The sequence below is a fragment of the Wolbachia endosymbiont (group B) of Hofmannophila pseudospretella genome, assembly GCF_964028515.1.
Lineage (GTDB): Bacteria > Pseudomonadota > Alphaproteobacteria > Rickettsiales > Anaplasmataceae > Wolbachia.
Window position 1 is genome coordinate 1232878 of the sequence record NZ_OZ034788.1, and the last position, 15760, is coordinate 1248637.

At 33.0% G+C, this 15760-nt stretch carries 13 protein-coding genes, 1 tRNA gene and 1 pseudogene; 11 read left to right on the plus strand and 4 right to left on the minus strand.

Annotation, left to right across the window (positions count from 1 at the left end):
- Nucleotides 1-7: 7 nt before the first annotated feature.
- On the plus strand, nucleotides 8-565 hold the full coding sequence (frr, locus tag ABWU24_RS05995; RefSeq protein WP_015588404.1) for a ribosome recycling factor: 558 nt from the start codon (nucleotides 8-10) through the stop codon (nucleotides 563-565).
- 193 nt (nucleotides 566-758) lie between these two features.
- Complete coding sequence (locus ABWU24_RS06000) at nucleotides 759-1775, plus strand: substrate-binding domain-containing protein (RefSeq protein ID WP_135352867.1); 1017 nt, start codon at nucleotides 759-761, stop codon at nucleotides 1773-1775.
- Between the two features lie 102 nt (nucleotides 1776-1877).
- Here ABWU24_RS06000 and ABWU24_RS06005 read toward each other — a convergent pair whose 3' ends face one another.
- The gene (locus tag ABWU24_RS06005; protein ID WP_353274593.1) at nucleotides 1878-3107 is read right to left on the minus strand and encodes a hypothetical protein; all 1230 of its coding nucleotides are present in this window, start codon (nucleotides 3105-3107) and stop codon (nucleotides 1878-1880) included.
- 229 nt (nucleotides 3108-3336) lie between these two features.
- Here ABWU24_RS06005 and ABWU24_RS06010 point away from each other — a divergent pair, with 229 nt between their 5' ends.
- Both ABWU24_RS06010 and dcd read left to right on the plus strand, forming a co-directional pair.
- Complete coding sequence (locus ABWU24_RS06010; protein ID WP_341815798.1) at nucleotides 3337-4794, plus strand: TrkH family potassium uptake protein; 1458 nt, start codon at nucleotides 3337-3339, stop codon at nucleotides 4792-4794.
- Between the two features lie 71 nt (nucleotides 4795-4865).
- Complete coding sequence (dcd, locus tag ABWU24_RS06015; RefSeq protein WP_006012513.1) at nucleotides 4866-5423, plus strand: dCTP deaminase; 558 nt, start codon at nucleotides 4866-4868, stop codon at nucleotides 5421-5423.
- Nucleotides 5424-5428: 5 nt separating this feature from the next.
- Here dcd and ABWU24_RS06020 read toward each other — a convergent pair whose 3' ends face one another.
- The 3 genes and pseudogenes from ABWU24_RS06020 to ABWU24_RS06030 all read right to left on the minus strand — a co-directional run bounded on the left by ABWU24_RS06020 (nucleotide 5429) and on the right by ABWU24_RS06030 (nucleotide 8287).
- Nucleotides 5429-6442, minus strand: a complete 1014-nt coding sequence (locus ABWU24_RS06020; RefSeq protein WP_341815799.1) for a hypothetical protein — start codon at nucleotides 6440-6442, stop codon at nucleotides 5429-5431.
- Between the two features lie 252 nt (nucleotides 6443-6694).
- Nucleotides 6695-7036: pseudogene (locus ABWU24_RS06025) on the minus strand (transposase); the annotation flags it as partial.
- Nucleotides 7037-7051: 15 nt separating this feature from the next.
- A complete protein-coding gene (locus ABWU24_RS06030) occupies nucleotides 7052-8287 on the minus strand; it encodes a metallophosphoesterase family protein (protein WP_341815800.1) in 1236 nt (411 codons plus the stop codon).
- Between the two features lie 190 nt (nucleotides 8288-8477).
- Between ABWU24_RS06030 and ABWU24_RS06035 the strand changes: the two genes are divergently transcribed.
- From ABWU24_RS06035 to ABWU24_RS06065, 7 genes are all read left to right on the plus strand, one after another.
- A tRNA-Leu gene (locus ABWU24_RS06035) sits at nucleotides 8478-8565 on the plus strand.
- A 20-nt stretch (nucleotides 8566-8585) separates the two neighbouring features.
- Nucleotides 8586-9671 carry a GTP cyclohydrolase II gene (locus tag ABWU24_RS06040; RefSeq protein ID WP_341815801.1) on the plus strand — a complete coding sequence of 362 codons (1086 nt, stop codon included), beginning with the start codon at nucleotides 8586-8588 and terminating at the stop codon, nucleotides 9669-9671.
- A 46-nt stretch (nucleotides 9672-9717) separates the two neighbouring features.
- A complete protein-coding gene (locus tag ABWU24_RS06045) occupies nucleotides 9718-10398 on the plus strand; it encodes a virB8 family protein (protein WP_007302609.1) in 681 nt (226 codons plus the stop codon).
- Complete coding sequence (gene virB9 / locus ABWU24_RS06050) at nucleotides 10385-11182, plus strand: P-type conjugative transfer protein VirB9 (RefSeq protein ID WP_015588551.1); 798 nt, start codon at nucleotides 10385-10387, stop codon at nucleotides 11180-11182. Before ABWU24_RS06045 ends, virB9 begins: the two co-directional genes overlap by 14 nt.
- A gap of 16 nt (nucleotides 11183-11198) precedes the next feature.
- A complete protein-coding gene (locus ABWU24_RS06055) occupies nucleotides 11199-12707 on the plus strand; it encodes a TrbI/VirB10 family protein (RefSeq protein WP_341815802.1) in 1509 nt (502 codons plus the stop codon).
- Between the two features lies 1 nt (nucleotide 12708).
- Nucleotides 12709-13701 carry a P-type DNA transfer ATPase VirB11 gene (virB11, locus tag ABWU24_RS06060; RefSeq protein ID WP_341815803.1) on the plus strand — a complete coding sequence of 331 codons (993 nt, stop codon included), beginning with the start codon at nucleotides 12709-12711 and terminating at the stop codon, nucleotides 13699-13701.
- A gap of 30 nt (nucleotides 13702-13731) precedes the next feature.
- On the plus strand, nucleotides 13732-15738 hold the full coding sequence (locus tag ABWU24_RS06065; RefSeq protein WP_353274595.1) for a type IV secretory system conjugative DNA transfer family protein: 2007 nt from the start codon (nucleotides 13732-13734) through the stop codon (nucleotides 15736-15738).
- Nucleotides 15739-15760: the final 22 nt, after the last annotated feature.

The following is a 15760-nucleotide window of genomic DNA, read 5'->3' on the forward strand; positions in this document are numbered from 1 at the left end:
GTAATTTATGTTAAACGAAATAAAAGCTAAAACAAAAGAAAGAATGCTAAAAACTATTCAGTCTTTTCATGATGATATGAAAGGTGTACGTACTGGTAGAGCTAACTCATCATTACTTGATGGTATAGTTGTAAATATCTATGGTGGACATCAAAAACTGAACCAAGTTGCAGGCGTTTCAGCTATAGATAACAAAACTCTATCAGTTAAAGTTTGGGATGCTACTGTTATCGGTGAAGTAAAAAATGCGATAATCAATGCTAACCTGAATTTAAATCCTGTTGTTGAAGGAAATACTATACGTATAGTTCTGCCAGACTTAACACAAGAAACTCGTGAAAAATTAGTGAAATTATTGCATCAATTTTCTGAAAATGCACGAGTTGCAATTAGAAATATACGCAGAGATGTTATGGAAGAAATAGAGGAAATGAAGAAAAATAAGGAAATCTCAGAAGATGATTTTCATGTTGCCAAAAAGGAAATACAAAACATTACTGATGATAATGTAAAAAAAGTCGATGATGACTTATCTATTAAAGAAAAGGATATATTGCATCATTAAGTTAATATGAAAGAATTTTTCAGTATTGAAAAACATAAGAGGATTCGATATAGATACAGTTGTATGAATGCTGTGATTCAGATCTCATCATTACGCACACATTTGATCGTTATACCTTTTGAAATCTAGAAAAAAAGCTTTTCAGTTTGATTTTTTATTACGATAATTAAGTTTACACTCTTGAGCGAAAACGATGCTGAAACGCCTTTTCCTTATTTTTGCATTTGTATTACTCATCCCATTGTCAAATGTTGATGCTAGAAGATATATCAGAATTGTTGGATCTTCAACTGTTTTTCCTTTTATCTCATTTATATCTGAAGAATTCAGCCGTATATTTTCCTTTAAAACTCCAGTTGTAGAATCGATAGGAAGTGGATCAGGGTTCAAAATGTTTTGTTCAGGAATAGGGGAAGGCACACCAGATATCACTACTTCATCTCGCCCTATGAAGGAAGTAGAGAGAGAATTATGTAAAAGAAATAAAGTGAATGAAGTAATAGAGATCATAATTGGCTATGATGGAATTGTTATTGCAAATTCAAATCAAAGCCATAGATTTGATTTTACAAAAAATGACCTGTTTGAAACTTTATCTTCATATTCTGAAGACAATGATAGATTAGTAAAGAATAACAAGAAATTTTGGTCTGATGTAAATCAAGCTCTACCAAAAACAGAAATTAAAATCTATGGTCCACATCAAAATACAGGTACACATGAAACTTTGATTAATTTTATTATGCTTGATCAATATTCATGCATGAACTCAAGGATTTTCAAAGAGAATTATCAAGACCAAGAAAAAAGAAAGAAAGCATGTAGTAATATCAGAGATGATGGAAGATATATAGAAGTTGGAATTAATGAAAACATAATAATACAAAAATTGAAGAGCAATAAAAATGCTTTAGGAATATTTAGCTTCAGCTTTTTAGCGAAAAACCAAGATGAGATTCAAGGAAGCACAATCGCAGGAATTGAGCCAACTTATAAAAATATATCATCGGGGGAGTATATGTTAGCAAGGCCTTTATATCTTTATATAAAGAAAGAACACTTAGATACTGTTGATGGATTAAGGGAATTCATTAGAGAAGTTGTAGACTCTATTAGTACTGAAGGTGGATATTTATCTAGGCTTGGCTTAATTCCACTTTCAAGCGAAAATATGAAAAAAGTCTTGGAAAAGGTTCGTGATATAATATGATGACTTTGATATTTTTTTATTCTGGATACTAGGTTAACAATAGAACGTTTAAATTTCTTGTTTTTATTGTTATCATGCTTAGATTTCCTAAGAACTTATTTACTATAAAATACAACAAGTTCTATTTATTTGAGAAAGTTGTGCGTCTTGTAGAACAGATTTTGTTGTAGGTTTCTCTGTAGCTATTTCAAGGTTTTCTTCTATGCTTTTTTGTTCTGTGTAATCCTTAACTTCTTGAATAAAATCTTCAAGCCACTTCTCACTATCTATCTTGGCATGTCGTTGTTGCTCACCTTTAAGAAGTTTTATTACAGCTGCATCTTGATTTTCAGGCACTCTTTGATATTTAAGCCACAAGTTACGAATATCAGGAGAAGCGTTTTTCAAATGAGCTTCAAAGGTTGCTTTTGTGTCTTTTGTACTTTCTTCTTGTTGATCTTGATGGAATTTAAACCAGAAATCGCGAATATCAGGAGAAGCTTTATCCCAAAGAAGTTTAGTAATTTCTTTTATATTTCTCAGATCTTCTTGTTTCAATCTTTCACCATCACCTATATATCGTTTATTAAGACCAACTTGCAGAGGATAAAGTAAAAGGGTAGTTTTGCTCTGTGAATGTATAGGTCTATTTAAAATCATTGCTAGATTTGTATCACAATCTTCTAATACTGCTTTAACTTTTTTAACATCCAGATAATCTATTGCTTGACGTAATTTGTAGTGAAGATCACTTATTCTCTTTAAATTTTCCACTTTTTGTATAGCTCTACCACAAATACCATTTTTCTGATTAGATTCTTCATAAGTTTGTTCTAGTGGCTTTTTCGGTGTACTTTCTATTGTAATCCTTAACTTCTGGAATAAATTTTTAACATCATAATCTGAACTCTTATTAGCTAATTTGATTGCACTATTACTAAGGAGAATACGAGTTTCTTGATCAGCTTTCTGCCAAAGTGCCTTAATGATATCTCCTTCTTTTTTTTGTGTAAAAATAGCAAAATCTAAGATGGTGTAATTGTAAGAAAATTTGCTTTTCAAGGCTTTTTGTACATCACTATTAGGATTACTGTTGAGTATGTTCTGAACCTTTTTAAGATTGTTCTGCTGGACTGCATAATATAATAAATCTTGAATTTTTTTAACATTTGGATCATTACTCCCTTTTGCTTCTTTCATAACTATACCACTTGAAGTACTCTCAATTTTTTGCTTATATTGGTTAATTTCTTTTTGATTTTTTTGGAACGTAATAAACTTTAAAGTGGTGCAAGGGTTAGGTAAATCCTCTTTAAACTTTTCTTGTACATCGCTAGGCAATTTGCTTTCCAAAACTTTTTGTACATCACTATCGTAATTATTTTTTATACTCTCAAAGTTGCCCTTTATAGCTTCACTAATTAATGAATCTCGAATGTGTTTTTGTCTTTCAGTTAATAACATACCTTACCTCTTATGGCAAATTTAGCGCTATAATTATACGTATTTATAATCAAGTCAAGAGAAAAAATTAGCAAAGCGGTTGAAGTTTTAATAACATATAGCTTTCACAGTACTGTCTATGGAAAATCTGCAAGTTTTACGTTCAATTGCGTTTATTGTGGGAATTTTTCTATTGTTGTTTGGCGTAGCAATGCTTATTCCTGCTATTACTAATAATTATCTAGGTTACGAATGGAAAAATTTTCTGGTTGGATTTATAGTTACCTGCACATTTAGTGCGATTTTTATTCTACTGGGTAAACTAAATAGGGTACATGGAATGCCGGCAATTTTTGCGATTACCAGTTGTACCTGGATTGCATTATCTCTATTTGCAGCTATTCCATTTTATCTTGATAGTTTAAGCTACATTGATGCACTGTTTGAAGCAGTATCTGGGATTACAACCACAGGAGCAACTGTTCTAAGTTACATCGAGCAACAATCTCCGGGGATACTACTGTGGAGAGCAATGCTGCACGGTATAGGTGGTTTTGGAGTAATTACAGTAGGAATTGCAATTTTTCCCATATTTAAGGTTTTGAGCTTAAATAATTTACTCTATTCTGAGTACTCAGATGCTCTTAAAAGAAAGTTACCACATACGCGAAGCGTAGTAATACATATTGCAGAAATATATTACTGCCTAATTTTATTGTGCATATTTTCGTACTATCTAGCTGGCATGCCATTATTTGACGCAGTATGTCACGGAATGTCCGCTGTATCAACTGGTGGATTTGCTAACTATAACGATTCTATAGGCTACTACAATAACCCTATATTGGAGGTCATAACAATTATCTTTATGATTTTAGGCTCTTTACCTTTTCTGAGCTATTTAAAAATTATAAGACGATTAGACGTTTGTTATGATGAACAGGTCTCTTACTTTATTAAGATAGTTGTTATCTCATCTTTGCTTGCTTGTTTTTGGTTATATAAAAATTTTGACTTAGGAGTATTTTTATCATTTAGGTACAGCACATTCACCATTACCTCCTTTATCACATCAACTGGCTATGTAATGTGCAACTACTTGAATTGGAGCTTTATTTCAGTCTTAGCTTTCTTTTTAGCCTTTATTGGTGGATGTGGTGGTTCTGCTAGTGGTGGAATCAAAATCTTCCGTTTAGTCATTTTTCTAAAATCTATAAGGAATTACTTTAGCTCTTTATTAAATCCAAGTGAAAGCGATAGAGTAAAACTCAATGGTAAAATACTGGAAAATGATGAAGTTCAATCCGTCTTTACGTTTTTTGCGATTTACATGTTAACATTCACTATATCATCAATAGTGATGTCTTACTTGAGCAATGCGGACTTTATAACTAGCATCAGCTCTGTTTCTGCAATGCTTACAAATTCTGGCCCAGGGTTTAGTAACCTAATAGGTCCTTCAGGTAATTATTCCTCCTTTAGTGGTGGAGTAAAGCTATTTCTATCGTTTTTGATGCTGCTTGGCAGGCTTGAAATATTGCCAATTTATTTTTGTATAGGTAGTTTATACTGGAAACTTTGCCATTCCAGAGTGTAACGCTAATTCAGGTTTACATTTAAATTCTATTACATATTATTATAAGTATTACAAAACTTTAAAGGACAATTATGGCAGTTATGCCAGATAAATGGATAAGGGAAAAGGCTGAAAACTCTAGAATGATAGAGCCTTTTGTGAATCATAAAAGCAGTAAGGGTGTTGTATCTTTCGGATTATCATCTTATGGCTATGATGCAAGAGTTAGTAATAAGTTTAAGATTTTTACTAATGTTAATTCAGCTATTGTAGACCCCAAGAATTTTTCTGAGAATAGTTTCATAGATAAGGAAACAGATGTATGTATAATCCCACCAAATAGTTTTGTACTTGCCAGCACGGTGGAATATTTTCGTATACCAAGGAATGTACTGGTAATTTGTGTTGGTAAATCAACTTATGCAAGATGTGGTATTATAGTAAACGTCACACCTTTAGAGCCTGGATGGGAAGGTCACGTCACACTTGAATTCTCTAACACTACTCCACTTCCTGCAAAAATCTACGCTAATGAAGGAGCATGTCAATTTGTGTTTTTGAGCGGCGAAAGTGAGTGTGAGAAGTCATATGATGATATGAAAGGAAAATATATGAATCAACATGGTATCACTTTGCCGTTAGTTAAGTGATTACTTTAGATAAAGCTAGATATTGATTCTTTGTATTGAAGATTAGCAAAATTTTCTTTTATTAGTTCATCACATTTTTTATCACCTAAAACTGCACGTGCAGAGTGATTTTTAAATGATTCTATAAAGCTAATAAAGAAATTTGTAGAAGGATTACTTAAAGCTTTTGCAACTTCTTTTTTTTCTTCATCATTGGCAAGCTGATTAAATAATTCTTCACCTTTTTTTTGTAGCTCATTTTGAAATTCTTGTTTTACAGTAGCCTTATCCGCTCTTTGCAAGAAGGAAAACTCTTCAAAAGTGTACAAGGAAGAGACAATACTGTTAAAGGTACCAGTAAAACATGCACTGCCAACAAGTACTCCGTATTCTGTTTGCGATTCTACTAAATGTTTAACCAGTTGATATTTTCTCTGTGATATGCGGGCATTAATATCTATATTATTATCAGTACTTTTTTTATTTTTATCCTTACAAGCTTTCCAAACCAAACTTAAAACTTGCTTCAATCTTAATCCACTTCCACTATGTGAATCAGGGTCATTTTTTATACGCTTTAGGCACTCAAGTGCATGTTTTTTCTCATCTGCTGTGAGTTGATCTTTATCTAAAGCTTTTTGTGTGCCATTTGCTATGCATTCTAACTGATCAATAAATCCTTCTATTTCCTCTATAAACTTATCATCAACATCAGGCTCGCCATAGTTTTCTTTTAGCTTTTGAACGTTAATATTAATTGCATCATTTACATTAGTATCATGCGTTGTTTGTGGGATACGTGCTGCCTCCATAAATGCTTCAGTTCTTTGCTCTAACCATTCCGGTAATTTGCCTCCTGCAAGAACATATAGCTTACTCAATGCTTGAGCGACTAGAATTAATGCTAGAACAAGAACAATAGATGCTATGAGTAATACTACAGCTAAACCAATGACTAGCCACCTCACAGGGGCTAGTAAAATATCTCTTAATTTTGACGTTCTTTGTATGTTACCTGGTGTATTTACTACTACCGACATAATTAATTTTAAATAGTCTCATTATCGTCAATATATTATATTTCTCTTATTTTGTCAACTCACATTTCTACTTCTGTACTTTTTCATTCTTTCTTCTAATTACTATAGATGCATTTCTTTATTAATTGATATCCTTTCAAGCCGCTAAAACTGATTGCATTCGCCTAGTTACAAAAAATGTCTGTGCTAAAACATGCTCATATATAGCTCTTTTTCTAATAGTTCGAATAGCTGGATATTCTTTCTGGCTCAATTTTTTATAACAAACCAATGGTTTGATTAAAATCAGGAGAATATGGAGGCAGATATATAACTTCAGCACCGACACTTTTAACAAATTCACTTATTTTCTATGAAAAGTTGCATTATCCAAAATCACCCAGCAATAAAGCTTGAACTAGCTATTAAAAACGTCTGTATCGCAGTAGCCTTCAAAAATCATAGGCGCCATAATTTTTCCCTTATTCAAAGCTGCAATCATACTAATACGCTGACTTTTGTGTTATCAATTCCAGATTAGTCGATATATACAAGAATTTTAGTGTTTTTTGTTGCTATGAGTTTTTTAAGCTCAGCACGTTTTTTCTGCGTCCTTAAATAGTCCTAATTTTAATTTGTTTTAAGTTTAAAGTCTTTCGTTAGGTTTGCAGAATACATTTCCTTATTATCTTGGTTATAGAAAGTAAATTTGTGATCGTCTAAACCTAATATTGCAAAGCCAAAGCCGAAAAAGTTTCTAACTTCGTGTGCTAAGTAATTTCTACTATTTGGATAGTTAAATTCTACGTTTTGATAAACAGGTTCTTGATCTTGAGCGTGTAATAATGCACCGCCGTTTCCAACTATAATCTGATCTGGAACATTATCCATTAATAAAATCTGGGCTATATGAATGTGGCCAGAAACTATGGTAGTAACATTGCTTGGAAATTTATCTCCAAAAGCTTCAATTTGTGTAAGATTACCATGGCTTTTTAATGTCAAAAATTCTTTTTTTGGAGATCTCCAAAGTGGTTTATGAGTCAAAAACCACGTGGGCTTATCTTGTATCAATTTATCAAACTGCCTCTCAAAAGCATCAACTGTGCTTTGGGTTGTAAAAATTTCCTCACCGGATGAAGAGTCGAAGATAAAAAACTTCATCGGCCCAGTATCTAAGAACCAACTGGAAATAAGATCTTCACATTTTTGAGGGAAAAAGGGGTATGAATCTAAATATCTGAACCATCCTTCGTAAGCTCTATTACAACTCTCATGATTTCCACGAACAAAAAGAAAAGGAGATTGTGTTAAAATATCTTTTGCAGGCTCAAACCAATCAGCGTACCAAGCTTCTTTGCTATATCCATAAATATCGCCGCACTTTTTTGTGTTTCTACATTTTGCTTGTCTATAATGATAATCACCAACATGGATAATTAAATCTGGTTTATGAAAAGCGATTGAATCTAAATTTTTTTTCAAAGGCCAGCTATCTACAGAATTACATTCTTGCTGAAATAACATATTTATTCTACATCCTGTATCGCCAATGAAGGCAATTTTGCTGATCTTTTTCGCTAATACGGGAACTTTTATATTGTCAATACTAATGTTTTGAGCATTTGTTTCTACTATCAGTTCACAAACTGTTTCGGTATTGTTAATTGAGCTGCGACTTAGCATTTCTACTTCCTTATTATCGACGTAAGCAATGGGACACATGTTATTGTCTATAATCGCACGTATGCTTAATTTATTTTCTGGAATGATTTGAGACCATGTGTACAATATTTGTGCATGAGTGGAGTGAAAGCTAATTGTAAGAGATAGAATTAAAAAAATGAAGATATTAGCTACTTTCATTTGTATAAAGACCTAAATTAAGAATTAGTATTAAGATTATCTTAAATGATTAAAGTTTGTAACCATAAAATTCATAGTTAAATTATACAGGCATTTCCTAAATTATCCTAGTATCAGATTGACACTTTAGATGAAAAATCCTAAAATGATTAAGTAATTTAAAGTAATTATATAGAAACTAGAATAAAGTGCGGTCGTGGTGGAATTGGTAGACACGCAGCGTTGAGGTCGCTGTGGCTCACAAAGCCTTGGAAGTTCAAGTCTTCTCGACCGCACCAAGTTGTTTGGTGTAGGTGAAATGTTTATAGGAAATCAAAGTAGAAATAAAGTAGAAAGGGCCATCAGTGAAGTCAGGCGTGGTCTTCCAATTTTAATATATGATGATGAAAATAACTATCTATTGCTTGCTGCTGCTGAAACTTTAGAAAAAAATTTATTTAGTCAATATAAGCTTATATCAGGTAATGTGTATGTTACTGTGACTGCAAGTAAGGTAAAATACATATGTCAGAGTAAAGAACATAGTAGCAAACGTCTATTGATAAGCAATTTTGATGAACTGCTCCATTTAATAAATTGTTCAAAGGAAGATAGCATAAAAGAATTGCAATGCTCAAAGACAATAGATGCGTATGCTGTTGCCTTGCTTAAGTTCTCAGAGTTATTGCCATACGCATTAGTGGCTGATATGACGTTTGAGAATAAACATGAAATGCAAAATTGGTGTGAAGAAAATGACATTATTGCACTAAATACGTTACTTGTGAATGATTTTCAACGAAATCATAGTGTGTATGAAGTTTGCAAAACATCATTATTTTTAAAGCAGACTCAAGAAGTAGATATCATATCTTATAGAACTAAAAGTGGCGGAAGAGAACATTATGCAATTATCATTGGCAATCCAGATAAAGATAATGAGCCATTAGTGAGAATTCATTCTTCATGCTATACAGGAGACTTATTAGACAGCTTATCATGTGATTGCAGAAGCCAGTTACATCAAGCGATTCAAATAATGACCGACTTTGGGAATGGCATTATATTATACTTGATGCAAGATGGGAGAGGCATTGGTTTAACTAATAAGTTAAGAGCATACAGTATGCAAAGAAAATATAATCTTGATACTGTTGATGCAAATAGAGTATTGGGTTTTGAAGATGATGAAAGGAGCTTTGCTGTTGCAGCTAAAATACTTAAGAAATTGAACATTAACAAAATACAATTACTTACAAACAATGGTAGAAAGTTATCAGAGTTGAAAAATAACGGTATAGAAGTTACAAAGTGTATACCACTTATTATGGAACGCAATGAATATAATGATTCATATATGGAAACAAAATTTGGCAAGTTAGGCCATGGATTAAGGGTTTGTTAGCTTGCTATGTTAATTAATATAAGTTAAGATTTTTAAGAATATTGAGATGCTGAAATTTTTAAAACAAGAAAAAAGTAATGAGTCATTGGATAAGGATATAAATTGGAATTCAAGTCGCTATAGCACAGTTGTTGCTCAGAGAAATACTTTACTTTTATTTACATTAATATTACTAGTTGCAATTTCTATAAGCATATTAGCTATATTTAAAATTAGCACAAGTAGCACTATTGAGCCATTCGTTATAGAAATTGACAAAAAGTCAGGAATAGTGCAATTGGTTGATCCTGTTACAGTAAAACAATATTCTGCAAATGAAACGCTGAACGATTATTTTATTTCAGAGTATATAAAAGCAAGGGAGGTTTTTGACCCATATAATTATAATTATAATTATTATACAAAAGTAAGGTTATTTTCTTCTCCTAGTGTATATAGTGAATTTAGCAATTATATAAAATCGCAGAATATGAATGACCTTTTTAATTTATATTCAGATGCTAAAGGTGAGTTGAAAATTCGTTCAATTCAAAAATTAGGTAACGATGCTCTTCAAGTGAGATTTTCTATAGAATTTACACGAAAAGATGGAAATTCCTCAAGGAAAAATAAGATAGTTGTGATGTCGTATAAATATGCATCGCTTGAAATGAATGATCAGCAAAGATATATTAACCCGTTAGGGTTTCAAGTTATTTCATATAGAGTAGATGATGAATATGTGTAGGATATTGTTAGTTTTAGCTTTACTAATAAGTGGCAACTTAAATGCATCTATTAATAATAAACCTATTTCTGTAGATAGTAGAATAAAGACTTTTGTATATAGCCCTAATGAGGTGTTTACAGTAATTTTTAGTCAAGGTTACTATTCTTATATTGAGTTTGCAGAAGGGGAAAAAGTCAAAAATATTGCTGTTGGTGATGCATCAAGTTGGAAAATTAATCCTTATGATAATAAACTGCTTGTCATGCCATTTGAAGTCAGTAGTCGCACTAACATGATTATTACGACAACTAAAAAGAGAAATTACATTTTTGATCTAATTTCAAGACCAAATTACGATAAATACCCAGATGCTGATGCTAAAAAAGTGGATCATGATTATTCCGTTGAAAAGGATATATCTTACGTAATACGTTTTTATTATCCTCAAGAAGAAGATGAATTTGATGTTGATTTAGATGAGGTTTCTTTACCTACTCAAATGCAATACATTACAGAAAAGCCAGAAAAAGTAATACAAGAAAATAATACGAGGTACAACTATACATATATTGATGAAGGTGGTAACGTAGATATAGTTCCAATTGAGTTATTCGATGATGGTTATTTAACCTATTTAAAGTTTAGAAATAGTAATAAAATTCCTCAGGTTTTTATAGAAGAGAATGATAAACCCTGTAAAAGGCTGTTATTTGATGATTATGTTGTAATAAAAGGAGTACATAAAAAGCTATTAATGCGTTATGAAGGTAGTGAAGTTGAAGTTATAAATAGGTCACTTTAGTTGTGGTACATATAATATGAGTAAAGAAAGGCATAATAGTGTAGAAGATGAATCAGAGATAGAAAGCAAGGTAGTAACAGTTGGCTCTAATCAAGGTTATAAGGCATTGATGATAGTTATGGTAGCGCTCTTAGTTGGTGGAGTGTACTATCTTTATTTTAGTCCTTCTAATAAAGAGGGTCCAGAGATTGTTAAAAAAGAGGAAACAAAGCAAAACATTCAAGAATTGAAAGGAAAGTTAGAACAAGTTCCAGATAATGCAATAGTTTCCGAAAGAATAGTAACTGATCTCTTGCCACCCTTACCTCCTCTTCCTATTCCACAAGTCATACCAGAAGTAAAACAAATCAAAAAAGAGGAAGTGACAAAAAAAGAAGAGCAACTAAAAGAAACTCCCTTGTCAAATATACCTGTTCTACCAAAGCAAAATTTTCCTTCTGGTAATGTTATTAGCAATTTGCCTACTTCATTTCCTACAATAGGAAGCGGAGGTTATCCTAAAGAAAGGCGTAGTGCACAAATGTTAGCAATTTCAGGTAGTAGCGGGAAAGATAAAGCTGCAGATGCTGTTTTATCCAATACCTCAGCACAGTCGAGCAAAGCTACCAAAGCTGGAAAGCTTGGTTTAATGATTATTCAAGGTAAAGTTATTGACGCTATTCTTGAAACTGCAATAAGTTCTGACTTACAAGGAATGCTCCGTGCTATTGTTAGTAGAGACGTTTATGCAGAAACTGGTGATACAATTTTAATACCAAAAGGCTCAAGGTTAATAGGTGATTATTCATTCGACTCAAATGTTGTAAAAGCCCGAGTGAACATAAATTGGAATAGGATCACTCTTCCTCATGGTATAGATGTTGCTATTTCATCATCTGGTACCGATGAGCTTGGAAGGGCAGGGATAGCTGGAATAGTTGATAATAAAATAGTAAGTGCATTATTCTCTTCAGTGGCACTTGCTGGTGTTTCGATTGGTTCAGCTGTTGTAGGACAAAAAGCCTCTAATTTTATCGATGCGCTAACTGCCATGGATGCAGTGAAGTCTATTACTGCAACTGAAATAGATATTTTCTCTTTCAAAGAAGTGATTGTAAGTGGATTGGGGGAAGGTGATATTAAAACAGCAATTAAAGCCATTAAAAAAGAAGAATGGAAATTAGGTTCTAGAGCTATTAGTAGAATTCAAAATGCTTCTAGCGAGCAAAATTTATTTGAGATCATGAAAGAAGAGGTCGCGAAGGTTCTAAGCACAGCACTTGCAGGTCAAAAAGTTACTGAAGAGGATATCCCTATTACTTTAGAAGATGTGAAGGCATTATTAAAGCAAATTCAGAAAAATAGTAAGTCTGTTTATGAAAGCGCAATTGAAAAATCAATTAATGATTTTTCCAAAGACATGCGAGATATAGTTGATAGGAGTGTAGATAAAAAACCAACTATTTATGTTAATCAAGGAACTGCATTGAAAGTATTTGTTAACCAAGATATAGTATTTCCTCCACAGTCAATATTAAATAACTGAAATGAACTATGCTGCACTTGATACATACTTGGAGCCATTACAAGGGATATTTCAAGAGGAAGGTGTAAATGAAATATCAATAAATAAACCGAAGGAAGTATGGATTGAAAATCGCGGTGAAATAAGATGCGAAAAGTTAGAAATATTTGATCTTAATCATTTAAAATCTCTTGGCAGGTTGATTGCTCAAGCTACAGAACAAAAACTGAGCGAAGAGACACCGCTGCTTTCAGCTACATTACCAAATGGTTATCGTATACAGATAGTGTTTCCTCCAGCATGTGAGCCTGATAAAGTAGTCATTTCAATTCGTAAACCTTCTTCTATGCAATTGGCATTGGATGATTATGAAAAAATGGGGGCTTTTTCTGAAACTGTTATAGGAGTGACCGATAATCCAGTAGATCGTCACCTAGATTTGCTACTGAAACAAAAAAAAATAAAAGAGTTTTTAGAATATGCTGTAATAAATAAGAAAAATATCATAATTAGTGGTGGAACTTCCACTGGTAAAACCACTTTTACTAATGCTGCTTTGCGTGCTATTCCATTTGAAGAAAGAATTATTACTGTTGAAGATGCAAGAGAGATAGTTTTGAATGATCATCCCAATAAAGTCCATTTAATTGCCTCTAAAGGAGGGCAAGGCAGGGCAAAAGTGACCACTCAAGATTTGATAGAGGCATGTTTACGTTTAAGACCAGATAGGATAATAGTTGGTGAATTACGTGGAGCAGAAGCTTTTAGTTTTCTTAGAGCAATAAACACTGGCCACCCAGGGTCAATATCAACTCTTCATGCGGATAGTCCGGCAATGGCTCTTGAGCAAATAAAACTTATGGTTATGCAAGCAAATCTTGGCATTCCCCCGGATCAGATCATACCATACATTAGAAATGTAATTGATATTGTTATTCAACTAAAAAGAATTTGTGGGGGTAGAAGAATCATTTCTGAGGTATTATTTACTAGATCTTCAGATGGAAATGCTTAAGTTTATACGTAAATTAAGAAAAAGTAGTTTATGAGTAATGGAAATCACCTACGTAATGTTCTTATAGGAGGTGTGGTATCTTTTAGCATATTTGAATTTTGCTTCTATTTGTCTGGTATATTATTCTACCTGTTTGTTGACGGTCCAGATGGTGTAGATTTTAGAGCAATTAATCCTAGCTTGACACCTTTTCCTCAAGCTCTCTGGCCGACAATTTTTGATCATATACAATATTGTTGGCATCATCCAGAGCTATATAGCTTTGAGCTCAAAATTAAATTAGTTGTATCTTCTGTACTGCCTCAAATTGTTTTGATGATTATTTTGTGGAATGTGAGAGAAAGACTAATTGAGTGGCGGCCATTTAAAAAGAAAGAATCACTTCATGGAGATTCACAGTGGGCATCAGAGAAAGACATACGAAAAGCGGGATTAAGAAGCAAAAAAGGTCTATTGCTTGGTAAAGATAAGAGAGGATATTTTATTGCTGATGGGTTTCAGCATGCATTGCTCTTTGCACCTACAGGCTCTGGTAAAGGTGTTGGTTTTGTAATTCCTAATTTGTTATTTTGGAATGATTCGGTAATTGTGCATGATATAAAATTAGAAAACTATGAAATAACAAGTGGTTGGCGAGAGCGACAAGGACAAAAAGTATATGTATGGAACCCAGCGCAGCCAGATGGGGTAAGCCATTGTTATAATCCACTGGAATGGATTAGTGAAAAACCTGGACAGATGGTTGACGATGTGCAAAAAATAGCTAACCTCATCATGCCTGAACAAGATTTTTGGCAAAACGAAGCAAGAAGCTTATTTGTTGGGGTGGTACTATATTTACTTGCTGCACCAGAGAAAGTTAAATCTTTTGGTGAGGTTGTGCGTACGATGCGTAGCGATGACGTAGTTTACAATCTTGCTGTAGTTTTGGACACAATGGGTAAAATAATACATCCGGTAGCGTATATGAACATTGCAGCTTTTTTGCAAAAGGCTGACAAAGAAAGATCAGGTGTTGTGTCAACTATGAACTCGTCGCTTGAATTGTGGGCAAACCCATTGATCGATACTGCAACTGCATCAAGTGATTTTAATATTTTGGATTTTAAAAGGAAGAAAACTACAGTTTATGTTGGTTTAACTCCTGATAACTTAACTAGGCTCAGGCCTTTAATGCAGGTTTTTTACCAACAGGCAACTGAGTTTTTATGTAGAAAATTGCCATCGGATGACGAGCCTTACGGCGTATTATTTTTAATGGATGAGTTTCCAACACTTGGAAAAATGGAGCAATTTCAAACGGGCATCGCATACTTTCGTGGCTATCGAGTAAGGTTATTTTTAATTGTTCAAGATACTGAACAGCTTAAAGGAATATATGAAGAAGCAGGAATGAACTCCTTTTTATCAAACTCAACCTATAGAATAACTTTTGCAGCCAATAATATTGAAACGGCTAATTTGATATCTCAGCTTATAGGAAACAAAACTGTACAACAAGAATCATTAAACAAACCTAAATTTTTAGACTTGAATCCTGCATCAAGATCATTGCATATCTCTGAAATACAGAGAGCATTGCTCTTACCTCAAGAAATTATTATGCTGCCACGTGATGATCAGATAATTTTGATAGAATCGACTTATCCAATTAAGTCAAAGAAAATTTTGTACTATAGTGATAGCACATTCACAAGAAGGCTGATTAAACCAACACGTGTGCCTACACAAGAGCCATATGATCCAAACAAGGTCTTTTCTGCTGCTAACAAAGATAAGATTAGTAATGAAGAAAAGAGTAATGCTATTGAAGCTGCTGATTATCCTGTTGAAGCTAAAACTGAAGATGCAATATATGATGAGCCAGAGATTGAAGATGGATTTGAAGACGAGGATATTGATGATAAGTTTGAAGGTGGTGATGGTTTTGATGATGAGGAAGACGATGATGAAGACAGTAAGGATGAATTTGATGATGATGATGAATTTGAAGATGAGGACAAACTAGACGGCAATAAAATCGAGGATAGAGGTTAATTTTACCTATTTTTTAGCTTAG